Genomic DNA, 26,515 nt, shown 5'->3' with positions numbered 1-26,515 from the left:
AATAGGACTCCTACCTCAATTATTTTTGTAAAGCTAGTTTTTTCTTATTTTTAGCTTATCACTATTTTATTAACTATAGTTTGGAAAAAAAAACACTAATCATTCATCTATTACTCGGAATTGCTTTATTAGGCATTCCTATTGTGAGCTCCCCAGATTATAATAAAGGTTGGTTGTTATTTACGGTAGCTCCTTTTTTAAGAAACTTTTTTAGTTATTTCTTATTAGTTGTTTTCTTATTTTTACACTATTATGTTATTGTACCTAAATTTTATCTTCAAAAAAAATGGGTTTTATATGGTTTATTAATTCTTGCTTGTGGTTTTGCCGTGTCTTACTTACCTATTTTGGTTGTAGATTTAGGAGTAGATCATATACGGCCTAATATGCAAATAAAACATTTACAAAGACCTCGCGGATTCTTAAGTGTATTTAATGTAACAAACGCGTTAATATTCCAATTTTTTATGGTTTGGATATTATCTTTATTATTGCGGTTAGAAAATCGATTGGCCGAAGTTAAAAATGAAAAACTTTTATCTGAAGTCTCATATTTAAAAGCTCAAATTAATCCACATTTTTTATTTAATACACTTAATAATATTTATTCCCTTACACTAACAAATTCTAACAAAGCACCAAGAGCTGTGTTGAAATTGGCAGATATGATGCGCTATATTGTTACCGAAAGTAGTACGGATAAAGTTGATTTAAAAAAAGAATTACAATACATAGAAAATTATGTTGAGTTGCAAAAATTAAGAATGGGTAATCAGGTCGATTTACAATTTCAAATTAGTGGAAATTGTGAAGGAAAAGAAATAGGTCCAATTATTCTTATTACTTACATTGAAAATGCTTTTAAGTATGGGGTTAGTCCAGAAGTACCAACAAAAATCGATATTAGTATAACTATAAAAAAAAATAAAATAGAACTTTTTGTAAAAAATGATATTGTGTCAGTAGAAGAAATTAACAAATCGGCTACTAAGGAAGGCTTAAGTAATACACAAAAAAGGTTGGATATTTTATATCGAAATAAATATAAGTTAGATATTGGAGAAGTTCAGGGGAAATGGGAAGTTAATCTTTTAATAGATATAGCATGATAAAAGCAATAGCATTAGATGATGAGCCACTTGCTTTAGAGGTGATTATGGCATATTGTGAGCAAATAGAATGTGTAGATTTAATCCACACCTTTACGTCGCAAGAAAAAGCCATAAAGTATTTAAATAAGTTTGATGTTGATTTACTTTTTTTAGACATTCACATGCCTAAATTAAATGGCATAGATCTTTATAAATCATTAAAGCATAATGTAAAAGTTGTTTTCACCACGGCTTATAGTAATTATGCTGTAGAAGGTTTTAATGTTAATGCTTCCGATTATTTATTAAAGCCTTTTTCTTTTGATCGTTTTTTTGAAGCTACAGAAAAGGTGAATAAAGAAATTAAATTAGAAAAAAATGAGCCATTAAATCACTCCAATTTAGCTATACGAGCAGACTATAAGCTTTACAATATTGCATTTGAGGATATTGTTTTAATTGAAGCTCTTGATGATTATATTGGTATTCATCTTCAAAATAAAACAAAAATCGTAGCTCGGTATACCATGAAAAATATTTTAAAAAAATTACCAGAACTAGAATTTCAACGAGTACATAGATCTTATATAGTTGCATTAAAAAAAGTAAAAACGATATACAAGGATACACTTGAAATAGAGGCTGTTAAAATTCCAATTAGTGCAACATATAAAGATGAAGTTGTTAAAAAATTAAGAGTTTAATCTGTTTTACCTCGGCCATCTTCAAATTCACCTCAATTTTTATTTTAATAAGCTAAAAGACTCTACTTTTATTTTAAAATTAACTAAAAATAGAAAAGGATGAAAGAGGTATTTATTAAATTACAGTTAGTTGTTCTGTTGGTTTTCGTTTCAGTTACAATATTATCTTGTGGTAGCGATGGTGATGAATCTGATGATGATTCATGTGTTGAAAGCACTTGGTATCAAGATGCTGATGAAGATGGTTTGGGTGATCCTAGCGTTACATTATCGGCTTGTGAGCAACCGAGTGGCTATGTTTCTAATAGTAATGATTCAGACGATAGTGATGATGGAAGCGGGAGCACAGTTGCTTGTAATACAACAGGTGAAGTAGAACAGTCTACAAATGATGAAATTGAAGCTATGCGTGAAGCTATGGTTGCTTTTAGAGCATCATTGTCTTCTACGTTATTAGAAGAAGCTTCTGTTTGCTTGGATGATGAACGTTTCTATTTATGGCATAATACGCCCGCAAATAATGGGAATAGAGATGGTATAACTTATGGCGATTTATCGATAGCACAGTTAACAAGTTTTAAAGCGATGTTACAATTGTTTTTAAGTGCAGATGGTTATCAAAAAGTATATGAAATTACCGAGCTGTCTGAAGGATGGTTAAATAATATTATGAGTGATGTATGGGATCCTGATTTTTATTCTATTGATATGTTTGGTAATCCTGAAACTAGTGGGTCTTGGGGATTTCAGTTAGATGGACATCATTGTGTGATTAACTTTTTAGTACATGGAGATAATGTGTCTATTGTACCTGCTTTTCTTGGGGGAGAGCCAGCTTCAGAGACTTATAACGGTGTAGCTTTTGATATTTTTGAAAACGAAAGAGATTTAGCATTAAACCTATATAATGGATTTAGTGCCGATGAAAATACAAAAGCAGTTACAACATCTAGTTCTCGCGACTTGGAAGTAGGACCAGCTGATATGAACGGAGATCCTGATCCGTACATTGGAACATACGATTATTCTGGTTTCGAAACAGGATTGAAATATACCGACATGTCTGATGCAACTAAAGCAAACCTAATACTAGTGATGAAAGAGTATGTTTATAATTTATCGGATACTTTTGCCGATGTTTGGTGGGATGATATTATAACAAATATCGATGATACTTACTTTGTTTGGATTGATAATGTAGATGCTCCAACCGCCACATCTCAATTTTATTATCGAATATACAATCCATATTTATGGGCTGAGTTCAATACAGAAGATGTTACTGGTGCAAATAGTAATAATATTGATGATTGGAACCATGTCCATAGTATAACTAGAATACCAAACAATCCATCAACAGATAATGGAGGAGATTACGGTTTGTTTGCCTACATAATAAATGAAGTGAAGATGGTCCAAAAACTTTATTTGAGCATTATGCTATGGCAGATCATCATAAATTAAGCAATATAAAATTTGATTATAAAGTTGACGTTACTAATAAATCGCACGGACATTCTCATAGTCACCCTCATAGCCATGAAGGATAATTAAGATGCTTTTTAGCCGATCATAATAAATCATTAGTAAAAAAAGCCTCATGAGTTTTAAAACTTTTGAGGCTTTTTTTTTGCGATTTCTCTAAAGCGTACTTGGACACACAAAATCTGTGGTTGGTAAATCGGAGTTTTTAATAGCTCCAAATCCTCCTGCAATATCAATTAAGTTATCAAAACCTCTAGCTTTTAAAATAGATGCTGTTATTACCGAGCGGTAACCACCAGCACAATGCACGTAGTAAGTTTGATTTTTATCAATTCTACTCATATTATCGTTAATATAATCTAGCGCAAAATGCTTAACGTTGTCACCTTTTAAATGCTCCGAGTTGTACTCTCCATCTTTTCTAACATCTAAAACCTTTATATCTTCTGCATTAAAGTGCTTAGAGAACTCATCAACCGATATTGATTGAATAGTTTCTATATCTTTTCCAGCTGCTTTCCAGCTTTCTATGCCGCCTTCTAAGTAACCTAAAGTGTTATCATACCCTACACGAGATAGTCTTGTAACAGTCTCCTGTGCCTTTCCTTCAGGAACTACAAGTAGAATAGGTTGTTTTAAATCTGTTATTAAAGCGCCAACCCATGGTGCAAAACCACCTTGAATACCAATAGAAATAGAATTTGGGATATGGCCTTTTACAAAATCGTCTTGATGTCTTACGTCTAAAACTAATGCATCTTCACTATTAGCCATCGCTTCAAAAGCTTCTGGAGAAAGTGGTGTGTCTCCTTTTTTCAGAATAGTTTCAAAATTATCATAGCCCGATTTGTTCATCATGGCATTTTTTGCAAAATATTGTGGTGGTGGAGCAATACCATTAAGCACTTCTTTTATAAATTCTTCACGCGTCATGTCGGCACGTAAAGCATAATTCGTTTTTTTCTGTTCACCTAAAATACCAACAGTTTCTTTGCTTAGGTTTTTTCCGCAAGCAGAGCCTGCGCCGTGAGCTGGATATACAATAACATCGTCGGCAAGTGTCATAATTTTGTTACGAAGCGAATCGAATAACATGGCAGCTAAATCTTCTTTTGTTAAATCAGATTTTATGGCTAAATCTGGTCGGCCAACATCACCTAAAAACAGAGTGTCTCCAGAGAAGATCGCATGGTTTTTTCCGTCTTCATCAATCAATAAATAGGTAGAAGATTCTAAAGTGTGCCCAGGTGTATGCAATACTTTAATAGTGATTTCTCCAATTTTAAAGGTTTCGTTGTCTTTGGCTATGTGAGCGTTATAATCGGTTTCTGCATTTGGTCCAAAAACAATAGTTGCTCCGGTTTTTTTAGCTAAATCAACATGACCAGAAACAAAATCGGCATGAAAATGCGTTTCAAAAATATATTTTATTTTAGCATTTTCTTTATTTGCTTTGTCTACATATTGTTGCGTTTCGCGCAATGGATCTATAATAGCAACTTCGCCGTTAGATTCTATGTAGTAAGCGCCTTGAGCTAAGCAACCTGTATATATTTGTTCTATTTTCATGTTTTAATTTTTTATGGTTTCTGTGATTTCAATAGGAATGAAATCGATACTTTTTTATTTCTTGTTTCAAAATTAAGAAACTTTAATGGTTTGCTACGTTACAATTATTACATAAGCTATTTAAGCTCTTTGTACATAATGTATACGGCCATTAGTAGAACAAAAAAACCGAAGCTTTTTTTGAGTTTACTACTGCTAATAAATTTAGAAAAATAGTTTCCTAGAATAATTCCAAAAATGGATATACCCGTAAATGTTAAAAGGAAGGTCCATTCGATTTCTAATGTTTGCATATCGCCTGTAAAGCCGATAAGGGAATTTATAGTTACGATAATTAATGAGGTTCCTACTGCTTTTTTCATGGGGATGTTAGCCCAAAGTACCAATGCCGGAACATATAGAAATCCGCCTCCCGCACCAATTAAACCTGTTATGGTACCTATGGTTAAACCTTGTATAAAGGTTTTGTAATAAGGTTGGCTTGTTGTTGTAACAACGTCCTCCGTTTTTCCTTTTTTTATCATGGAAATGGATGCTATAAGCATAATTATAGCAAAAAACACCATGATACTCATGTCTTTAGTTAACGTAAAATTGCCAAAGTTAAATAAGGTTTCTGGGATATTTGGCACTAAATAACGACGTGATAAATAGACGGCAATAAAGGATGGAAATGAAAAAGCTAATCCGGTTTTTACATCTACCAAGCCCTCTTTAAATTTCTGTAAAGTGCCTACAAGTGAAGTTGTGCCAACAACAAATAAAGAATATGCCGTTGCAACAATAGGGTTGTAGCCTAATAAGTAGACTAATAAAGGAACAGTTAATATAGAACCACCACCACCAATGAGTCCCAAAACGAGACCAACAATAAGCGCACCTACATAACCTATAATTTGAGAGCTTTCCATTTAGTGTGGGAGTTTACTTTTTAGTATACCGTAAATAAATGTACCAACTATGGCTGCCGCAATTACAACAAGCATGCTAGAAACACCTGTACCTAAAAGAATATACATAGGTCCAGGACATGCACCTATAAGTGCCCAACCTAAACCAAAAATAATTCCGCCAACAATATAGCGAGTGATGCCGTTGTCTTTTTTAGGAACAAATATATCGGCGCCTTCTATACTTTTGATGTAACCTCTTTTTGATATTTGTAAAAACAAAATACCCGATATTACAGCCGTACCAATAATGCCGTACATGTGAAAGGATTGAAAACGGAACATTTCGTAAATGCGATACCATGAAACGGCTTCGGATTTTACTAATAGAATACCGAAGACAATGCCTACTAATAAGAATTTTATAAATTTCATAGTTAAAATATTAGGGGTAAAATAAGGTTAGTCATTATTAATCCACCGATAAAAAAGCCAATAACAGCTATTAGTGATGGTTTTTGCAAGCTGCTTAGCCCTGTAATGGCATGGCCTGAAGTACAGCCACCCGCATATCTGGTTCCGAAACCTACAAGTATACCTCCAATAATTAATATGATTAAAACTTTAGGTGATTTGAGTGCTTCGATACTGAAGAGCTCGTTTGGTAAAAGTGATGCGCCTGCATTTTGAAAGCCCATATTCTGAAGCTCGACAACCGTTTCTGGGTTTAAATCAATAAGTGTATCGTTTGATAAATAGTGTGTTGCAATGAAGCCGCCTATAATAGCGCCTAATACTACGGTAAGATTCCATAGTTGATCTCTCCAGTTGAATTTAAAAAAATCGGCAAATTTACCGGCTCCTCCAATAGCGCAAAGTGTACGCAGGTTGGATGACATACCAAAAGTTTTTCCAAAATAGAGTAGTAGTGCCATAACGATGGCTATTAATGGGCCTGATACATACCATGGCCAAGGGTTCAAAATTGTTTCCATATTCTTTTATTTGGCACAAAGGTATGGTCTTGGTGTAGTATGTTCTGTAATAAATGTTACTTTGAATTTTGTGTGTGGTTAAGTTGTTTTAAGGGAGTAGGTTAGAAGTGTGTGCTGAGGTTACTTTACTTATAAGACCGAGAAAATAGGTGAGAGGTTATAGAAACTAGAAGAAATAGGAGCGTAAATAAGAGAAAATAATGTGCTTATTTGATAGAGGTTTTTGTTGGCGGATTTGCTTGCGCTAGGGATAGTAGTGAAAAGCCCACAGTACGTGCAATGACAATTGCACGTACGAGGACTTGTAGCGAATAGCCCGACCCTTTTCGGGTAGCGCCCAAATGTTTTATAGAATTTCTATTTTGTTACGACTTAGTTTTATTTTGTTCTCGTTTTCTAGTTGTTTTAAGAGTCTAGAAATTACGACGCGTGAGGTGTGGAGGTCTTCGGATATGTCGAGATGTTTTACGATAATGGTTTTTGAGCCGCTGAGTTCTGCTTTGTTGAGTAGGTAGTTGTAGAGGCGTTGGTCCATTTTTAAAAAGGCCAGATTGTCTATGGTTTCGAGCATTTCGTTGAAGCGTGATTGGTAGCTTTCGAGTATGAAATTACGCCAGCTGTGGTTGCTATGGAACCAAATTTGCATGTTTGCTACAGGTATAAGTACGATGCTTGAGTTGCTTTCGGCCACGGCGCGAATTTTGCTTTTTGAGGTGCCCATACAACAGGTAAGCGACATGGTACAGGTTTCGCCGGCTTCGAGAAAGTATATTAAGAGTTCGTTACCATCGCTATCTTCACGTAATATTTTTATGTTTCCGCTTAAAAGTAGTGGTATATATTCTAGATTTTGGTTGATATCGATTATAATATCATCTTTTTGAAAGGTTTTAAAGCGTCCGACTTCTAAGATTTCGTTTATAATATCTTGATCTAGAGCGTTGCTGAATTTTTCTTTTAAGAGGGCTTTTTCCATATTCAAAAATAATAATAAAAAAAGTTTAAAAAAATTTGGTGGGCTTTTATTAAAAGATGTATATTTGCACCCACATAAAAACGGCCTCGTGGCGCAACTGAATAGCGCACTTGATTACGGCTCAAGAGGTTACTGGTTTGAATCCAGTCGAGGTCACTAATAAAATCAAAGCTTCCAAGAAATTGGGAGCTTTTTTTATTTCCCATTTGCAGAAAATTTGCAGAAAAAATAGAGGTTAAATCGTCTTAATTTTTAGGGTAAAGCATCCGTTTTTCTAAAACTATATAGAAAACAGGTTAAATTTTTCTGTTCCAAATCTTTTACTCTTTACTAAACACCTCAGCCAAACTTTCTCCTTGAGCTAATACCTTATCCGCTTCCATTTTTGCAACATCTGGCGGATAACCATAACGCATTAAGATTTTCTTTACTGTTAGTCTTAGTTTAGCTCTTACATCATCTCGTTTGCTCCAATCTACGGTGGCGTTGTTTCTAATAACATCTACAATAGTATGGATGAGCTCTTTCATTTTATCATCATTTAAAAAGCTTGTAGAACTGTTTTCTTTTAAAACACTGTAAAATGCATATTCTGCAGGAGTTAATCCTAGATCTTCTGATTTATGATCCTCTAAACGCATTTCTTTTGCTATTTCTGAGAGTTCTGCCAATACTTGAGCAGAATCTATTTGATTATTATGATAACGTTTTACAACAGATTCTAACATTTCTGAAAATTTCTTTCCTTGGGCTATATTTTTTGTCTTACGTACTCTAACTTCATCTGCTAATAACTTTTTAAGCAATTCAAACGCAACATTTTTTTGCTGCATGTTTTTTACTTCCAACAAAAATTCATCCGATAAGATACCTACAGATGGAGCTTTAATTCCTGCTGCTTCAAAAACATCTATTACGCCTTCACTAGATAAAGCATCATCCATAATTTGTTTGATGGCTGTTTCTACTTCGTAATCTGATTTTGTGGAATTACCTGTAAACTTATTTAGTCTTGCTTTTACTGCTTGAAAAAACGCAACTTCATCTTTTATTTTATCTGCTTGTGGACTAGGAATAGACATCGCAAATAATTTAGACAATAATGTTACTTCTTTTATAAATCTGTTTTTTACGTCTTCTGTTTGCAATACAAAGTTTTGTGCACTTAATAAAACTTGAAGTTTAATATTGGTTTCTGCTGTAAAATAAGATTTGTAATCATAGCCATGAAAAATTTGCTCTACAATCTCAAACTTCTCTAACAGACCTGCAATAGCTTCTTTAATATCTACAATTGGTGTGCCTTCGCCACCACTTTGTAAATAGGTAACCATTGCATTACGTAAGTCCTGACCGATACCAATATAATCTACAATTAAACCTCCTGGTTTGTCTTTGTACACACGATTAACACGTGCTATGGCTTGCATTAAATTGGCACCTTGCATCTTTTTATCGATATACATGGTGTGTAAATTAGGCGCATCAAAACCTGTAAGCCACATATCTCTAACAATTACCATTTGTAAAGGATCGTTAGCGTCTTTAATACGTGCAGCTAATGCTTTACGTTGTGTTTTTGTCGTATGATGTGGTTGTAAAATAGCTTCATCATCACTGGTACTTGTCATGATGACTTTTATAGCACCTTTGTCTAAATCGTCATGATGCCAATCTGGACGTAAAGCAATAATCTCGTTATAGAGCTTAGCACATATCTTGCGACTCATACTTACTATCATGGCTTTACCTTCAAAAACGGTTTGTCTCGCTTCAAAATGCAAGACTAAATCTTTAGCAATGTCTTTTAATCGATCATCTTTTCCAACAATTCTTTCTATGGCTGCACTTTTAGTTTTTGCCTTTTCTATTTGTTCTTCGGTTGCACCGTCTATTGCATCTACTTGGGTGTCTATAGATTTGGTGACTTCTTCGTTGAGTTTTATTTTTACTAAACGCGACTCGTAGCTGATGGGTACTGTAGCTCCATCGTCTACGGCTTGTTTAATATCATATACGTCTATGTATCCTCCAAAAACGGCAGGTGTAGATTTGTCTTCTTTTTCTATTGGTGTGCCTGTAAAACCGATATAGGACGCTTTTGGCAACGCATCTCGTAAATACTTGGCGTTTCCATATCTAATTTCAGAACCATCTTCTACATCAACCACACGTGCTTTAAAACCATATTGACTTCGGTGTGCCTCGTCTGCAACCACAACAATATTGGTTCTTTCTGATAAAGTATCAAATACATTCCCTTCTTCTGGTAAAAATTTTTGAATGGTTGTAAAAATAACACCACCTCCAGAAACGTTTAATAATTCTTTAATGTGGTCTCTACTTTGTGCTTGTACTGGGGTTTGCCTTAGTAACTCTTTACAATTACCAAACGTACCAAATAGTTGGTCATCTAAATCGTTTCTATCCGTCAATACCACAATAGTTGGGTTTTCCATTTGTGGATGCGTAACTATTTGTCCGCTATAAAACAACATAGATAAAGACTTACCAGAACCTTGTGTATGCCAAACCACACCAACTTTTCTATCTCCTTCTATAGAATGTGTTGCTCTTATGGTTTGGGTTACTGCTTTTTGTACGGCGTAATATTGATGATAAGCTGCTACCTTTTTAATTTTTATTTGAAAAATTAAACCTGTTTTATCATCTTTTTTTTCTTCCTGTTCAAAAACTGTACAGTAGCGTATGAGTTCTACCAACGTTTTTTTGTTGAGCATGTATTCGGTTAGAATCTGTAACTCAGTTCTTGGGTCGTTGTCTTTTACTTTTGGTGCTTTCCAAGATAAAAACCTAGAAAAAGGAGCAGAAACACTTGAAGTCTTTGCTTCTATGCCATCACTAATCACACAGATACTATTGTAATAAAAAATACTTGGTACAGCGGTTTTATAGTTTTGTATTTGTTGATACGCTTTACGAACTGTTGCATTTTCGTCTGTTGCATTTTTAAGCTCTACAAAAACTAAAGGTAAACCGTTAATATAAATTACAACATCAAAACGTTTTTCGTTGTTGTTTTCTTTAACTACTAATTGGTTTACTACCCAAAACTGGTTATTTTCTGGGTTTACAACATCTAGCAACTGTACATTTATTCCTTTTGTTCTACCTTCTTTGTTATACTCAACGGTAACACCATTGGTTAATAAGGTATGGAAGCGCTCATTGTTTTCCATAAGGTCTTGCGTACCTAGATTAACTATTTTTTGGTAAGCTTCTACTCTAGCCGATTCTGGAACATCTGGGTTTAAATGACGTAAGGCATTTTTTAATTGTTGCTCTAATAAAACAGATTCAAAACCTTCACGTTGTGGATTATCACTATAAGGCGCGATGTCTGGACCGTAATGGTACGTGTAACCTTGACCAATTAATTGGTCTATGAATGCTTGTTCTATGCTATCTTCTGAGAGTTTAGCCATGTCTTTATAATCTTAATACTATGATAAATTCTTTTGAAACCTTGATAAAAAAGCTTCTTTTTGAATTACTAAATCTTCTAATGATTCTGTTAATTGAATACCATCTACTTTAAACCATGATTTATTAACAGATTCTCCAAATAAGGTATTTGAAAAATTATTTTTTAATACATCTTCGTCAAAACGTTCGTGTAAAGGATATAGTAAGCCCAAACCTATAATTTTTTTATTTTGAGATTCTAAAAATGAACCATATGTATGGATTTGAAAAAAATCTGACCTATCATAATCATTTCTATGCGATGACATATTTTTGTACTTAGCATCAAACACCACAACATTATTATCTTTTTCAATAATAATATCTGGTATTAAACCTCTTTTATATTTTTGTTGTTTGTAAATATTAAATTTCTGAGAATATACTTTCCAACCATCAATAGCATATCGTTTCTTTAAGATAGTCATTAAATAGTTTTCCCAAATTTCTGCCATATCTAAAAACAAAGCATCATTTGTTTCTTTATTCTCTTCTTGAATAATATTGTTTTTTTTACGCTTAATAATTTGCCACGAAAAATCTACAATAGATTTATAAATAGCATACATTGAACCATATTTTATATGCTGATATTGATTTTCTGTAAGGGTACTTGAATTAAAACTAGTTGTTGAATTAATAACTTCTTTTGCACTTTCCGTTAGCATATTTTGTGATAAAAAATAATGTTTACACAATATTTTATATGCTTTAGAGAGAATTGCAATAATTATAGGATCTACCTGTTTTTCTATTCTATTTGAAACAATTAAACTTTCGTTAAAAAGTGGTAAAATACTTTTCCTTACATCAATACGACCTTTTACAGATAGGCTTTTGTACTCTCTTTTTATTTTGTTTTTAGGCAAACCATGTACATTAGCTTTACTTAGCTGTTTTACCCAAATAATACTTATCAGTTTTTTAATAAGTTCGTTTTGCACATTACTTTTTAACTTATTGCTTGATTGGCTTTGTGCCAATTTAATATTAAAAATCTCTTCTAATAGATGAATTATAGCTGTATTACCAAAACGAGGTATTACCTCAAAGCAATACTTCTTTCCTTCATATTTAAAATATAACTTACCAATATAGCGTCCTGTTCTCCATTTATTAAATTTGTAATCATAAGTTAAAAGTGGTAATTCTTCCGCTTTTACAGTATTACTTATTCTAAAAACATTTTGATTTGTAAAACAACAATTTATATGCACAGCCATATTTGCTTCTATGTCTACAATAGAGCAATCTTTAACTGGTGGTATATAAATAATATTATTTTCCATTAGTAAATATTGCGTTAGCTCTGCTTGTATACTCCTTTACACTTGTGTTATCTGAATTCCCCAAAAAGGCGACCAACATGGGCTCTATAGAAATTGACCATAAAATATCTTTTGCTTCTTTAAACAGTTTCTTTTTAGAGCGCCCTTTACCTGTTAAATTATAGTTTTCATTATATATTTTAGAAAGTTCCGCGAAAAACGTATGACCTATTTGGTAGGCTTCTCCTAACTCTTCAATAGAAAAACTGATATAATTATTTAAAGCTGTACAGGCAGTAACAAAATCATTTTTAAACTCTTCAAAATGTTTGTCATTAAAATAACTACCTAACATTTCTAATAAAACAGCATCATCATAGCCTTTAAACTTCCAAACAAAACGACGACGTAAGGCAAAGTCCATACGCTCTACAGAAAAATCTATTTCGTTCATTGTACCTATGATGTACAAATTATCTGGCATGTTCAACTCAATACCTTTTATTGCTGTTTTAATAGGTTGGTTTCTGTATTCCATTGCAGAAAACAACTCTCCAAAAACACGAGATAAATCCACTCTATTTATCTCATCTAAAATAAGAACGTGAGGTAATTTAACTAGTCCTTTTTCATCTGTTGTTTGGTCTTCATTATTTGCTTTGGCTATAATATCAAACAACTGACCTTTTACAGCAATAGTTTCTGAACCATTTTCTGAAGCTTTTAATTGATAACCTGCAATAAAATCTTCGTAAGAAGTGTTTGGGTTAAATTGAAGCTTGTGTATCCTTTTGTCTATGTTTTTTAAGCCTTTTTCAAAATACACTTTTAGGTTTTCTTTTCTATGTAAAAAATGATTGGTTATAAAAGATTCTGCTAAAGCATTTGCTGAATGTGTTTTCCCTGTACCTGGAGGCCCATAATACACCAAAGCTTTTTTAAACTGTAAAGCCATGATGTCTTCAGCAACATTGTGCAAGCCTTTATTCCATATTGGCCATAAGTGTGGTGCATAAAAACTATTACTGATACCTAATTTTTCTAATTCTTTTTTTATTAAATATATTTCATCATCTATGGTTAAATCTTCTTTTTTAACGTCTTCATTATCTTTTATAAGCGCATAAAAGTTAGATTTTATAGCTGTTTTATGTTGCTTAGAGGCAATTGGCTCATAATATTCTGGTTTTGCTAAATGCAGTATTAAGTCTTGCATTGCAAATGAAATTTTATCTAATAGCTTATATATCTTTTCCCTTATATCATATGTATTTTCATCAAATACGTTATCTGCGTTTTCTATTATAAATTTATTAACATCTAAAACTGTTTTTAGTTCACCTTTTTCTACTGCTTTTTTTATTGATATGCAGAGTATTAATAAAAAATTAATTTCCATAGGTTTATTGGTTTTATGATACTGACCAGCAGAACCTACACCAACTTGAGGATAATAATTTTCCTTTTTATTGGTGTTAAAACGCGTAGTAAACTCTTCCTTTTCTAAAATCCAATAAGGCGTATCTCTTTTGGTTTCAGACTTCATGTCGTTTGCTGGTAAATACCACAACCAATTTAAATGCGCAAAGCATAAACGGACTTCGTAATTTGCATCTTGAAATTGTGTTTTTATTTTATCCCAATAGGTTTTTTCATTTCCCTCTATAGCAGCATCTAGAAAACACTCCTTTACTTTAAATAAATTAGAAAGGCTAAAAATGTCATTTTCATTAGTTAAAACAGAATTGTTTTTTAATAAACAATGCTCTACAAAGTTTGTATATAATTGATAAACGTATTGTTTAGATTCTTCACTCATATTTTTATTTTAATCAAATATTTCTTCTAAAAAAGCCTGTATTTCAGAGTATTCTAACTCGTCATGAGCTTTAAACAATGTACCAATAAATTGTTTTACATCGTCATCCTCAATAATCCAACGAATTTGCTCATTTTGAAATGATGAAACTAAAATTCTAGACACGTCATCTTCGGAAAAGAAATTGATATACCTTTCTAATTTTTCTATTGTAGCATGTGTTGTTCCAAAGTTTGCAGAAGAAATTAATACATCAATAGTTGTCAAATAGTGTTCTCTATTAGCAATACTCATTATTTCACCTGAGTCTACCTCTATAACAAATTCATCAGCAGCTTTTTTAACCAATACAACTTGATTATCATCAATATTCATCCAAAAATTAAGTACCTCCTCTTTTTCAAACTCAAGTCCTAACTCTTCCTTTACTTTTGATAAAAAATAATCATCTTGAAATTGTGAAATACGATGTTTCAAAAATTCTTTATAACTTTCGATAGCGAAAATATTATGATGAGCATCGAATGCTCTTTTAAATCTCTGATCCTTAACGCATACAAATACGTATTTATCTGGTATCCTCTGTAAATACTCTAAAATTGTAAAATAGATATAAGTATCTTTAAACCCCTTATCTGTTCCATCTGTTGGCTCAAAAGGTGGCAGCTTATTTATAGCTAGTTTTTTTATTTCTGGCAGAATACTGAAATCTGTTAATTGAATTATTTGATATAAGATCTCTTCGCCATCCTTTAATTCTTTAATTTTTGATTCAATTTCAAGCACATCACAATTGTGACTTAACATACTCGGTAGTAATGTCTTAAAAAATTTTTCTTTTTCCTGACCAAATGATCTCTTATATTTCCCTTCTAATTCTTCAACTACTATTTCTGGTATTATAATATCCGCTAATTTTGAAAACTGCACTAACTCTTCTTTATTACCAAAAAAAGATGTAGCCCTTTTATTGTAAAGGAAATTAGTGTCAAATATTACTTTCTCTTTTAGTGCCATATTTAAATTTTTACACGTATCTCACCACGCATTAACTTTGGTAATAATGTATCTTTGGTTTTTGTTAAGGTTTGGATTTGTTGATGATTAATTCTTTCCTTTTCCATTAAAGGTCTTAATATTTTTTCAAATTGATTTTGAAATTCTTTGGTTGGAATAATAACAGGAAAATCACTTATTGAATCAAACGTTATCTGTGGAAAAGTACCAGAACGTGATTCTGCAATTACATTAAACTCGTTAACTGTATTTTGATTTTTTAATAATAGATAAAGAATATGAGCACTAAAATCATCTTTAGGTCTTATAATCATAAACTTTGTTGATACTACATAATTTGAAGTATCAAAATCTACAAATGCAAATCGTTTATTCTTTGGTCTTATTTCACTATATAATATATCATATAATTCGATTGCTTTTTTAGCTTGACCTGGTAATCCAATTGGACTAACTTTATTAGCATGAAGAAATTGCCCTTCTGAAACATCTCCTGTATTAACAAAAACAACATCTTCTTCTGTAAATTTGAAAGATTTAGAATGATTAAATGCTATTTCTCCCAACTTCCCAATACGCCATCCATCAGGCAACTCATCTCCAACTTGGTATTTACCAAACCACTCTTTAAAAATAGTTTGTGCGGTTTGCTCTAAGGTTTGGTTTTGTGCGCGTAGGTTTTCTATTTTATCATCAAAAGCGGTTAAAACTTTGGCTATGGCTTTTTGTTCTTCTAAATTTTTAGGGATAATAAAAGGAAATTCTCTCATTGTTTTTAAAGAAATATTTTTAATTGTTGTTCCTCCTGCAAGTCTTTCGATATATTTTTGAAAATATTTTGTTCTAATTTGATAACCAATAAATCTTTTACTAATTGATTCTTTTACATTAAAATAACATGCACTTTTACCTAAAAAGCATTTTTCATTATTGTAATAAGCAAAGTATCCCAAAGAGCCATTAATCGAAACTAATATTGTTCTCGAATTTAGATTTTTCTTATATTTTTCAAACTCTTCATTAGAACACCTTTTTGTTTCTTTTTTTATTTCAATTTTCCCATCATTAAGATTGTTACCATTAATAAAGAAATATTCTCCATCATCAGAATATTTTGGTGTTCCATGTAAACCATCTCCTAATTTAGTTACAGAGTCTGCAAGTGTTGTTTCCATCCAACCATCAGGTAATTTTTTATCTAAACTACTCATAACCTAAACCCAATATTAGCAAGTTGTGTTTTAATTTCTTGGTTTAGCGCTTCCTCTTCTTGCATTTGTTGTTGCAAAGTGGTGGTTAAGGCTTCCATTTTTGTTGAGAATGGGATACCATCGTCTTCTTCGTCTGGTATGCCCACGTAGCGTCCTGGTGTAAGTACGTGGTTGTGTTTGCGTATATCGTCTAGGGTTGCGGATTTGCAGTAGCCTTTTATGTTTTGGTATTGAGATTCTTCGCTTTCGCTCTGAATGACAGACGTTGCGTTTTGTGTTTGTTTACGCCAATCGTGGTAGGTTTTTGTTATTTTTTGAATATCTCCTAAACCGTCTTCGTGGTAGTTTCCCTTTTTGGTGTCGTCATCACTATCTGAAAAATCACGATGTACGCGGTCTTTTAGATAACCCATTTCTGAGGCATCAATAAATAAGACTTCGTTTGTTTTTGTACGTCCTCTGCGCAAGTACCAAATACATGCTGGTATGCCTGTATTAAAAAACAGTTGTTTTGGTAAGGCTACAATACATTCTACCAAGCCAGCTTCTACTAAAGCTTTACGTATGTCGCCTTCGCCAGAGGTATTAGAACTTAAAGAGCCATTGGCTAAAACGGTTGCCATAACACCACGTGGTGATAAATGGTATAACATGTGTTGCATCCACCCAAAATTGGCATTACCATTTGGTGGTGTGCCATATTGCCAACGTGCATCGTCTTGTAAAATGTCTATTCCCCATTCTTTTTGGTTAAATGGTGGGTTGGCGATAACAAAATCGGCTTTTAAGTCTGGGTGTGCATCTTTAAGAAACGAGCCTTCAGTATTCCAAGCTACAAACTTAGAGTTAATGTTACGTATAGCGAGGTTCATACGAGAGAGCTTCCAAGTGGTTTGGTTGCTTTCTTGTCCGTAAACCGTAATGTCTTTTATGTTACCAGAGTGTGCTGTTACAAATTTTTCGGACATGATAAACATACCTCCAGAACCAGAAGCAGGATCGTATATACGCCCTTTGTAAGGTTCTATCATCTCTACCATAAGCTTTACAATGGCTTTTGGTGTGTAGAATTGCCCTCCTTTTTTGCCTTCGGCATTGGCGAACTCACCTAAAAAGTATTCGTACACACGACCAAAAAGGTCTTTAGAGTTTTCGTTTTCGGCTTGTAACTCGGTGTTAGAGATTAAATCTATTAATTCGCCTAAAGCGGTTTTATCTAAATTGGCTTTACCATATACTTGTGGTAAAACGTTTTTTAGTTCTTTGTTTTCTTTTTCTACGGCTTCCATAGCTTCGTCAATAGTTTGACCAATAGTTGGCAACTTGGCTTGTGCGTGTATGTGGCTCCAACGTGCTAGTTTGGGTACAAAAAAAGTGTTTTCTGCAATGTACTCATCTCTGTCTTCTGCATCGCTCCATTCGTCAGCCTCTAATTTATTGTGTAATTCTGTAAAGGATTCAGAAATGTATTTTAAAAAAATAAGTCCGAGTACCACGTGTTTGTACTCAGCTGCGTCTATGTTTTTACGTAGTTTATCTGCTGCTTTAAACAAGTCTTGCTCAAAGGTGTTTTTGGTTTTTTTAGCCATTAAAGGTTTTAATTATTTACGAACTTTAAATGTAGTAAAACCTAACGATATATAATTACGGTTTTTCGTAATTATCGTTTTCTAAAATTTATTAATAGGAGGGAGGAATATTGTAGGTGTTTTATTTTGGGTGATTTTAGGTGTAGGTTTTAATAAAACAGGTGTTTTTAATAAAGAAAAGTAGAATTACTATAGGGGGCTTTGTAGTTTTAGTAATCAGAGATTGATGTTTTTTTGCTTTCTTTTTGTGAACTGCCTAAAATAATGTTGTTTGTTGCTTATTTTCTCTGAAGTATAAGAAAACAGGCTTTTGATTATAAACAATGAAGAAACAAGCTATCAACATGTGCTAAGTTTTAATTGTTGCTTCATAGTTGCTTTTGTGTTTTTACCGTAAATGCCAGCTAGCATGGCATTACAGTAATTACACAACAAATCAACCTAGATTTTCAAACAATTCTTTTGTAAAAGTATAATGACGTCCTTTATGCATGCTTTCTTCTACAATAGGCTTGTTTGCTATAGATAAAGACATGTGATGCTTCATATATGTACTGTTTTTAGGTTCTAATTTATATATACTTCTTATAAGTTCTGAAACTTTGAAAGAGCTCGTTCTAATGTTGTTTTTACTTAATTTTTCAACCAAATCGCCAATAGAATATTTTAATTCTTCGGTATCAAACTGTAAAAACTCATCGGATATAATCTGCTCTAATTCTTTGTTGATAAAAGTTTTATTGCCATTCATTAATACCGCTAAAGCACTTGTATAGATCTGCTCTTTGGTGAACCACATTCTTGTTTTTCTAGGACATGATATTGTTCTGGTTTTAATGTGGTTAATGAAATAAGGTAATTCTTTTTTTAATGACTCTAAAAGATTTGGATCGTCTTTGGATAAATCGAAAGGGATTATTTTACGTACCCAATATCTTATTTCGGAATTGTCGATGTAAACAAAGTTTTCCTCGTTATTTGAGCATAGTATAAATTTCCCGAAAAAACCGCCTTCGATTTTATCCTTGCCTTTAGCTTCACTTTTGTAAGTTTTGGCAGTAGCTAAGTTTTTTAATCGTTCACTATCTTCTCTTCTGTCTAGTAATACTTCATCGACGGCAATAATTAGTTTTGATGCCCAATCCGAATTAAATCGACTTCGAAAGTCTTCATTATTATTGATGGTCATATTGTTTTGGAATATTAATTTCACCCAATTAATAAAAGTGGTTTTCCCTGTATTACGCTCATTACTAACAAGACATAAAATTGGTAATACTTGTGTCGGATTTTCCCATAAAATACTGAAGTAATCCAAGCCTATTTGATATTGTTCACCAAAAATATGCTTTAAGAATTTTTCTGTGTTTGGAAAAAGACCATTGCTTATATTGTGCTCTAGCTTTTCATATTTATTATAAAAACCATTTATACCAGATTGGTAGTTATTATGTGACGGTATCAAACAAAAACCATCATACTTTGGAATATTCTTTAGATATTCTTTATCATAATCCATGCCTATTTCCTGCTTTGACCATGGAACAAGCATTTTTATTGTGTCGGTGCTGTTTAATGGCATTTCTACTATTTTATAGTAAGTAGTGCCAATTCTTAAATATTTCTTTTCCATGATTATACATTTACGGTTAAACAGCCTAAACGACTTGAGTCAATTTCTTTATATTTTTTAGTAAATAAAATATTTACTACCACACCATTAATGGATGCGTCCGTTTTGCATATTTCCACGATGTCTTTTTCTATTTGTTGAAGTGGTAACCTTGGATTATACGTTAGTTTTTTAATTATAAAATCAATTTTTAAAATCAAATTATTTATCATCGCTAATGAAAAAGGGTGATCACTTTTTATTGTGTTTATTTTGTATAGTTCTAATCGAAGAGCTTCTAACTCGCTTAAACCAATTGGTCCGTATGTGGTATTTTCTAATATGTTTTTCATTTTTTTATTTGTAAGTTATTATTTGTCTGTATGTGTCAAAGTAAGGTCTAGAGCCATTTTCTGCTGGAGGCATATTTTTAACTAAAAATGTTTTGTGTGAACCATTATTTAAAAGGTTTTTAATATCTCCTTTTGTCGCAGGCATGTTTTCTTCTTTTGTTAGTATTTGGGTTACTAAATTAGTAGCAAAAGTACCTACGGCTGCATTGCCAACACCTGCCCAACTCATTTTGTCTTTTGTTGTTGGAGTTTTTTCTTTTTTTGTTTTGAGTAAATTAGTTTTAGCTTTTTTTCTTTGATTAAAAGCATTTACTCTGCAACTATTGCAACAGTACTTCTGCTTAAACCTTCTTCTAGGGGTGTATTCTACACCACAATAGTTACAATTGTATGTATATCTGTCCATTGCTCGTTATTTTAACGTTAGACTAACGATTACTGAAATCGAATTTTCGGAAAACCTTGTGTTTTTACTGCCCATTATTTAGAAAATTTTCTCTTGTTGGACAATAAGGTATCGGTATCAATACCAACTTGAATAATAGTTTTTTGTTTTCCTTGTTTAATCCAACCTATTATTTCGGACTTGAAGAAGAATAAACGACCATTTTTTTTATGGTATGGGATTTTGTTTTTTTGACAATACCCGTAAAGTGTAGGTTTGGTGTAACCAGTTAGTTTTTCTATTTCATCAATAGAAACAGGATAATCATTTTCTTTTTGTATTTCTGCCTTTTGGAGGAAAAAGGCTTTTAATTCTTTGATGTCTTTTTTTACCTCTGCAACGTCTTGTTGCGTTTGTTCAAATGCTATCATTGTAATATGTTTTGATTAATATTAAACAATGATAGTAGTTTGTTGTGTGTTAGGGAATTAGATAGATTTAAGGGTCGTTAATTTAGAGTTAAGAGAACCTTATTTAGACTTATGGAGCTTAATTGTAATTATTTTGTTGCTTGTTTTGTGGAACTTTTCATGATCTATTAGGTTAAATCCATAAAAACTATTGTTCATAATATTGAAGTATTTTTCCTTTAGATTTTTGTTGTTTTTCTCAAATTTAGAACATTCAGTTAGGAAGTTTTGAAATACGCTTCGTATGTCGATTTTATCTCTACTAAACTCAACGTCAAAGTTTTGTTTAATAGGTTTGCAGTCCACAAAGGTTGCTTTAATAAATATGATTAATTTTTCTTCATTCAGGTAAAATTTTTGTTTTGAGTTTATTACCTGTGTAAGTATTTTGAAATAATTATAAACTTGCTCAATACTTAATCTAGGAATTAAATTATTATTGAGTTTAAACAAAACATCCTGATCGATACTGTTTGAAGGAGGGGGAGATAAAAGTTCAATTTCTCTCTTTTTATTATAATACTTTAATTGTTTTTTTAAGAATTTTAATTGAGGTTTAACAAAATCAAATACAATTCTGTTTGTTGATGTTGCGATAATTATGTGGGTTTCTAATTCTTCAATTATCTGGTTTATTTTTGTTATTGCTGTGTGAGTTTCCATTTCAACAAAAGACTCACGTAGTAGTAATAAAGTGTTGGTTAACAATGTGTTGTCAAGTGTTTCGGTATTAAAGTTTGATTTTCCTTCGTTATATTCAAAATTTTCAAAAAAATTGTTTGTTAATGACTTTACTAATTCTTTTGATTTGAATAAGTGCTTATTATTTTCAATAAAACCAACGTAAAGAGTGATAAGTATTAAAAACTCATCATTTACTGCTGAAAAATAGTTTTGACATGCCTTGTCTTCAGTAAGTTCACTATCCCCTTTGCATACTTTACACTTGTCTTTTACTTCTTTTGGTATTGATGAGTGAAATTTTTGGTAAATAGATTTTGTCCATTCATCGTATAATGTGTCCTCAATTAAATATTTTTTAATTAAGTTAATATTTTTTTCAATCTCTTTTCCTATATCAATTTTTTTTAAAATATCGTCGGTTTGATTCTTGAGTTCAGGCATTGAAAGACTAAAACTATTATCTAATTTTTTTAGCATTATTTAAAGTTTAAAAATCCATTATTGAGTTAGCAAATTCTTTTTTAGCTTCATCTTCAAAACCCGCAAAATAATTTTTAGTTACGCTTAGGTCACTATGATTTAAAGCTTCACTAATAAACTCCATACTTGCGCCTTTACGTAATGAATTAGTTGCGAAGCTGTGTCTGGCATAGTAAAAGCTTATGTCTTTTGGTAAATCGTTTGCAATGGCTATTCTTTTAATATGATCATTAACATAACGTGTAAAGTTTTTTATCTTTTTGTGCTGTTCTAAACTATCGTCAAGGTTGTCAATAATATCAAAAACAAAGCCTTTTTTGTTTTTATTTCCATATTTGGTAATAATGCCTTTTGTGAAGTCTGTTAGGTAAATTATGATTTTAGTTTTTTCAGCTGTTTTGTCAAAAGTTTTTGCTCTGTAATAAGTGAATTGGTCATCTTTAATATCGGAATATTTTAAAAGGGTAATATCTTTTGGATTCATGCCGTTACAAGCAAAACTAAAAAACCAAAAATCCCTAGATTTGGTTTCATTGAAAGTCGTAGCTTTAGCTTCAAATAGATTCTTAAGTTGATTTGAGTTTAATGCTTTTTTTACTTTTTTAGTCCTTGGTACTTTGTATTTGTTTTTGCCGAATGGGTAATGTTCGTTATTAAGGTCGTTTACCTCAATAGCATTGTTAAAAATAACTCGTAAGGTTCTAGTGTAAATAGATACAGTTGTGTAGCTTTTACCTAAATCCAGCATGTGTTTTTCGTAATCTTTTAACCAGTCTATATTAATATCTTGAAACCTAAGTTTTTCGACAGGACATTTTTTGATTTCTTTGCTGAAATTACCTAAAGAGTTTAGAGTGTATTTAAAACTTTCAGCAGTATTTATTTTATTGTTTTTAATGTTTTTTTCAATGGCGAGATTAAAATGATATAGTACATTGTTTTTATCTGATGTCTTTCTGAACAGTTTAAATTCAAATTTTTGAAAATCAAAAACGTCCATTGTCTTTGCTTCATCATTAGCTCTATTCTCTATGGCTTGGAGTTTTAAACGTAAGTCTTTATTAGATCCTCTAAGGTTTTTGTTTTTTGGGTTTAACCAAATATCTTTATAATTTTTTTCTGACAAGTCAATGTCTAAGCTGTACCATTTTTCTTTTTTGCTTGCTTTGCCGTAAACACGAAGTTTTACTGGGAACATTCCAGTATCCTTTATTCTTCGAGTATCTAAGCGTATAGAGATGTTGTAACTCATAACATAATTGTTTCTGCAAATATATGTTATTTGCAGACTGTTTGCAGAAAAATTTACATAATAAACCAATAACAGTTATTAATAGATATTAGTTTGTGTTAGTTATAGTGTTGATAATCATATTGTTTATGTAGTAAAGGGGTAGTTGTCGTGTGTAGTGTTTATTGATTACGGCTCAAGAGGTTACTGGTTTGAATCCAGTCGAGGTCACGAAAAAATAAGCTTCCAAGAAATTGGGAGCTTTTTTTATGCAATAAATTTAAATTAATCTAACGCGTTTTTAGTGACGTAAACACGCCAACCTATTATTGCTAATTGTAGTTTACTGGCTTTTGATAAATCGAGTTGTTTTTTAGAGTAACTTGGTAAGACTGCTTTGTTCACCTTTGCTAAAATTTTGAATATTTGCTTTTGCATCTATAACCTCTTTTTTTTGTAAAAATAGTAAAACTTATTCTAGACTAAGTTTTACATGTTTTGTGGTTAGATACTTGTAAGGATTGTGATTATTAAATCTACTACAAGTTTTGCAAGAGTCATCATAATTGTTAGTTTTAAAGGGTTAGTGTTATACTCAGTTTTTCGATTGAGTTTTCAATATATATTTTTAGAGAAGTATTCTCCAAGTGATTTTGGGTAAATCGGTGAAATTGAATGCGAATTTGTAAGTATAAAGATCGTTTTTGTTTTAATATTTGAGTGACTTGCTTTGAATGTGTTTTGAATTGTGTGTAAAATGTGTTAATATGGTTTTAAATTAAAACTTTTCAAGGGGTTTTTGAGGGTGTATCTGAGAAACCAAGGGGGATTTGGTGTAAAACATAACTGTTTTTAATGGTTTTGTCTTTTTTGAAATTTTAAAAAACAAAAAAAGACACTCATTGCTGAGTGCCTTAATTTTGAATTTATGGGTTGGGAGTTTATTTTTTTGTGGTAATTTCTATAACGCCATTTTTACCTTTATCACCGTATTTATCAGTAGCGTTTTTATTTTTTAAAACATTCATTGATTCTATGTTTTCTGTGTCAAGGTTTTTCAAGTCTTCGTAATTTACTTCTTCGTTGTCAACATAAACTAAAGGTTGTTTGTCTTTCGCTAATTCTAATTTATGTTGTGTTTTTTTTGTTTGAAGAGAATCTGAGTTATTTTGATTATTGTTCTTAGTCGTAATTTCTATAGCTCCATTTTTAGCTTTTTCTCCATATTTATCAATAGCAGATTTTCCTTTAAGTACATTGATGGATTTGATGTTTTCAGGATCTATTTTTTGGAAGTCAGCTTCTTTAATTTCTTCGCCATCGACAATGTATAACTTTACTTTTACTATTTTTACAAAAGGACTATTTTGGGAATCTGCTGTTCTGGTTTTTATTACTACAACACCATTATTAGCATTTTTACCATATTTCTTTGTGGCTTGTTCTCCTTTGATGGTAGATATGGAGTTAATGGTTTGTTCGTCTAGTAAAGTAAGTTCTTTTTTAGTTATTGTTTTATCATCTAATATAAAAAGTGGCTCTTTATCATAACCGTTAACTAGCTTTTGTAAAACATTTGGCTTTTCGTTAACATATATAGTGTCTTTAGTGGCATGAATAACATTTTTATTTCTTTCAGAGCTAACTTTCCATTGGCTTTGTTGTTTAGTGGTTATTAACATAACACCATTGTCTCCTTTGTTGCCATAAGCTTGCGTTGCAGCATTTCCTTTAAGTATGTTTATACTTTCAATATTGGAGTGGTTTAGGTGCTCAAGGTTGGTTTTGCTAGATGTTTTACCGTCTATTATAATAAGCGGATTATCGTCTTCTTCTAGTTTTAAAGGAACTTCGGAATCACTTTTACCTGTAATATTAATATTCTGTTCTTTAGTTTGAGCAATAACTTCTGTATTGAAATTAAAAATGAAGGTAAAAAGTAAGGGGATAATAAGAGTGTACTTAAATAAACTGATTTTTTTCGATTTTGATTTGTGTAACATAACGATTCGTTTTTTGATTAATGATGTGTGAAAATTATTGGTTAAAGCCATTTGATGAGATGGCAAGCTTGTTTTTAGTAAAGTGATTTGATACGTTTTTTTACAATCTATTTGATGTTGAGTTTCATTATCGGCTATAAATTCTAAATTTTGTTTTAAAGCTTTGTTGTAGAACCATATCAACGGATTAAACCATAGTGCAATGCAACTAAGTTGTGTGAGTAAAACATCGATGGAATGTTTTTGATTGGAATGAATTTTTTCGTGAATTAGAATCTGTTCTAACTCGTTGTTGTTAAAGTTATTTGGGTTGAAAACAATCCAGTTGAAAAACGAAAAAGGCGATATGTTTTTGTCCGTTTTAATATAAGTGTATTTACCGTGTTTTTCTTTTTTACTTTTAGAAATAACTAAACTTAAAGAGGTAAGTTGTATTAAAAACCGAATAGAGAAACCGATGACTCCTAGTAAATAAATTATAGGTAAATAATCTAATATATTAAATGGTGTCTCGATATTTTCGGAAACCTCCGTAGGGATATTATTAAAATTTGGTGCGTCTACAGGAGTGTATTCAATATAAATTGGAATCACTAAAGAAGGCAACACAAATGCAGTTACAATACCGAGTATTAAAAACCATCTATTCTCATTAAAAAAAGTGTCGCGTTGCAAAAACACTTTATAACTTACATAGAAAATGGCTAATAAGGCGGATACTTTTAATAGGTATTCCATAATTAATTATCTCTTTCAATGAGTTTAATAATCTCTTTAAGCTCGTCTACACTAATCTTTTCCTCCTTAGCAAAAAAGGATACCATGTTTTTGTAAGAGTTATTAAAATAGTTATTAATAGCTGTATTCATAAAACCTTTTCTATAATCTTCCTTAGAAACAATAGGGTAATATTGGTGAGTTTTTCCGTAGGCATTGTAGGCTACATATCCTTTCTCTTCTAGATTTCTAATTATAGTAGAAAGCGTGTTATAATGTGGTTTGTCATTTTTTATTTCTGCCAAAACATCTTTTACAAAAGCCTTTTCTAGCCTCCATAAAATGTGCATTATTTCTTCTTCTTTGTTGGTTAACTTTTCCATTATAAATTAAAATGTTAATTATCAGTAGTTTTCAAATGTATAACTATTTTTGTAGTTATAAAACTAAAATAGCAGTTATTTAACTGTTTTTTAAGTT

General features: G+C 31.7%; 23 protein-coding genes and 1 tRNA gene. 4 read left to right on the top strand and 20 right to left on the bottom strand.

Annotation, left to right across the window (positions count from 1 at the left end; genetic code table 11):
* The first annotated feature begins 80 nt into the window (after positions 1-80).
* From GQR98_RS00880 to GQR98_RS00870, 3 genes are all read left to right on the top strand, one after another.
* Positions 81-1,109 (top strand): sensor histidine kinase, encoded by a 1,029-nt coding sequence (locus tag GQR98_RS00880; RefSeq protein ID WP_159017852.1) that lies wholly within the window; start codon positions 81-83, stop codon positions 1,107-1,109.
* Positions 1,106-1,795, top strand: coding sequence for a LytR/AlgR family response regulator transcription factor (locus tag GQR98_RS00875; protein WP_159017850.1), 690 nt, complete (start codon positions 1,106-1,108; stop codon positions 1,793-1,795). The genes GQR98_RS00880 and GQR98_RS00875 overlap by 4 nt, the downstream gene beginning before the upstream one ends.
* Positions 1,796-1,894: 99 nt before the next feature.
* On the top strand, positions 1,895-3,259 hold the full coding sequence (locus GQR98_RS00870; protein WP_199270252.1) for a DUF3500 domain-containing protein: 1,365 nt from the start codon (positions 1,895-1,897) through the stop codon (positions 3,257-3,259).
* Between the two features lie 177 nt (positions 3,260-3,436).
* On the opposite strand, the gene GQR98_RS00865 is transcribed toward GQR98_RS00870, so the two are convergent.
* From GQR98_RS00865 to GQR98_RS00845, 5 genes are all read right to left on the bottom strand, one after another.
* Positions 3,437-4,849: an MBL fold metallo-hydrolase gene (locus GQR98_RS00865; protein ID WP_159017848.1), complete on the bottom strand. Its 1,413-nt coding sequence runs from the start codon at positions 4,847-4,849 to the stop codon at positions 3,437-3,439.
* Positions 4,850-4,965: 116 nt separating this feature from the next.
* On the bottom strand, positions 4,966-5,760 hold the full coding sequence (locus GQR98_RS00860; protein ID WP_042503058.1) for a sulfite exporter TauE/SafE family protein: 795 nt from the start codon (positions 5,758-5,760) through the stop codon (positions 4,966-4,968).
* Complete coding sequence (locus tag GQR98_RS00855) at positions 5,761-6,174, bottom strand: DUF6691 family protein (RefSeq protein ID WP_159017846.1); 414 nt, start codon at positions 6,172-6,174, stop codon at positions 5,761-5,763. It abuts the gene before it with no gap.
* 2 nt (positions 6,175-6,176) lie between these two features.
* Positions 6,177-6,734, bottom strand: a complete 558-nt coding sequence (locus GQR98_RS00850) for a YeeE/YedE family protein (RefSeq protein ID WP_159017844.1) — start codon at positions 6,732-6,734, stop codon at positions 6,177-6,179.
* A gap of 346 nt (positions 6,735-7,080) precedes the next feature.
* A complete protein-coding gene (locus tag GQR98_RS00845) occupies positions 7,081-7,710 on the bottom strand; it encodes a Crp/Fnr family transcriptional regulator (RefSeq protein WP_159017842.1) in 630 nt (209 codons plus the stop codon).
* Between the two features lie 82 nt (positions 7,711-7,792).
* Between GQR98_RS00845 and GQR98_RS00840 the strand changes: the two genes are divergently transcribed.
* Positions 7,793-7,866: transfer RNA gene (locus tag GQR98_RS00840), tRNA-Arg, on the top strand.
* 164 nt (positions 7,867-8,030) lie between these two features.
* Here the strand turns inward: GQR98_RS00840 and GQR98_RS00835 are convergent.
* From GQR98_RS00835 to GQR98_RS00765, 15 genes are all read right to left on the bottom strand, one after another.
* Positions 8,031-11,156 (bottom strand): type I restriction endonuclease subunit R, encoded by a 3,126-nt coding sequence (locus GQR98_RS00835; protein WP_159017841.1) that lies wholly within the window; start codon positions 11,154-11,156, stop codon positions 8,031-8,033.
* A gap of 18 nt (positions 11,157-11,174) precedes the next feature.
* Complete coding sequence (locus GQR98_RS00830; RefSeq protein WP_159017840.1) at positions 11,175-12,485, bottom strand: 5-methylcytosine restriction system specificity protein McrC; 1,311 nt, start codon at positions 12,483-12,485, stop codon at positions 11,175-11,177.
* Positions 12,475-14,283 carry an McrB family protein gene (locus GQR98_RS00825; protein WP_159017839.1) on the bottom strand — a complete coding sequence of 603 codons (1,809 nt, stop codon included), beginning with the start codon at positions 14,281-14,283 and terminating at the stop codon, positions 12,475-12,477. Before GQR98_RS00825 ends, GQR98_RS00830 begins: the two co-directional genes overlap by 11 nt.
* Before the next feature lie 9 nt (positions 14,284-14,292).
* Positions 14,293-15,300, bottom strand: coding sequence for a PIN domain-containing protein (locus GQR98_RS00820; protein WP_159017838.1), 1,008 nt, complete (start codon positions 15,298-15,300; stop codon positions 14,293-14,295).
* Positions 15,301-15,302: 2 nt separating this feature from the next.
* A complete protein-coding gene (locus GQR98_RS00815) occupies positions 15,303-16,511 on the bottom strand; it encodes a restriction endonuclease subunit S (protein ID WP_159017836.1) in 1,209 nt (402 codons plus the stop codon).
* Positions 16,508-18,100, bottom strand: coding sequence for a type I restriction-modification system subunit M (locus GQR98_RS00810; protein ID WP_159017835.1), 1,593 nt, complete (start codon positions 18,098-18,100; stop codon positions 16,508-16,510). Before GQR98_RS00810 ends, GQR98_RS00815 begins: the two co-directional genes overlap by 4 nt.
* Before the next feature lie 436 nt (positions 18,101-18,536).
* Positions 18,537-19,733 (bottom strand): primase-helicase family protein, encoded by a 1,197-nt coding sequence (locus GQR98_RS00805; protein ID WP_159017833.1) that lies wholly within the window; start codon positions 19,731-19,733, stop codon positions 18,537-18,539.
* A gap of 2 nt (positions 19,734-19,735) precedes the next feature.
* Complete coding sequence (locus GQR98_RS00800; RefSeq protein ID WP_158848486.1) at positions 19,736-20,065, bottom strand: hypothetical protein; 330 nt, start codon at positions 20,063-20,065, stop codon at positions 19,736-19,738.
* A gap of 4 nt (positions 20,066-20,069) precedes the next feature.
* Positions 20,070-20,471 carry a hypothetical protein gene (locus GQR98_RS00795; RefSeq protein WP_158848488.1) on the bottom strand — a complete coding sequence of 134 codons (402 nt, stop codon included), beginning with the start codon at positions 20,469-20,471 and terminating at the stop codon, positions 20,070-20,072.
* A 74-nt stretch (positions 20,472-20,545) separates the two neighbouring features.
* Positions 20,546-20,881, bottom strand: a complete 336-nt coding sequence (locus tag GQR98_RS00790; protein ID WP_158848490.1) for a helix-turn-helix domain-containing protein — start codon at positions 20,879-20,881, stop codon at positions 20,546-20,548.
* A gap of 99 nt (positions 20,882-20,980) precedes the next feature.
* Positions 20,981-22,081, bottom strand: coding sequence for a hypothetical protein (locus GQR98_RS00785; RefSeq protein WP_159017832.1), 1,101 nt, complete (start codon positions 22,079-22,081; stop codon positions 20,981-20,983).
* Positions 22,082-22,091: 10 nt separating this feature from the next.
* The gene (locus GQR98_RS00780) at positions 22,092-23,336 is read right to left on the bottom strand and encodes a tyrosine-type recombinase/integrase (protein WP_159017831.1); all 1,245 of its coding nucleotides are present in this window, start codon (positions 23,334-23,336) and stop codon (positions 22,092-22,094) included.
* Between the two features lie 264 nt (positions 23,337-23,600).
* The gene (locus GQR98_RS00775) at positions 23,601-23,753 is read right to left on the bottom strand and encodes an SsrA-binding protein (RefSeq protein WP_074938075.1); all 153 of its coding nucleotides are present in this window, start codon (positions 23,751-23,753) and stop codon (positions 23,601-23,603) included.
* A 503-nt stretch (positions 23,754-24,256) separates the two neighbouring features.
* Positions 24,257-26,056: a M56 family metallopeptidase gene (locus tag GQR98_RS00770; protein ID WP_159017830.1), complete on the bottom strand. Its 1,800-nt coding sequence runs from the start codon at positions 26,054-26,056 to the stop codon at positions 24,257-24,259.
* Positions 26,057-26,058: 2 nt separating this feature from the next.
* Positions 26,059-26,418, bottom strand: a complete 360-nt coding sequence (locus GQR98_RS00765) for a BlaI/MecI/CopY family transcriptional regulator (RefSeq protein ID WP_159017828.1) — start codon at positions 26,416-26,418, stop codon at positions 26,059-26,061.
* Positions 26,419-26,515 lie beyond the last annotated feature (97 nt).

The sequence above is a fragment of the Algibacter sp. L3A6 genome, from assembly GCF_009796825.1.
Classification (GTDB): domain Bacteria; phylum Bacteroidota; class Bacteroidia; order Flavobacteriales; family Flavobacteriaceae; genus Algibacter.
Note: the sequence above shows the minus strand (reverse complement) of the source record. Positions and strands in the feature narration are given on the sequence as shown.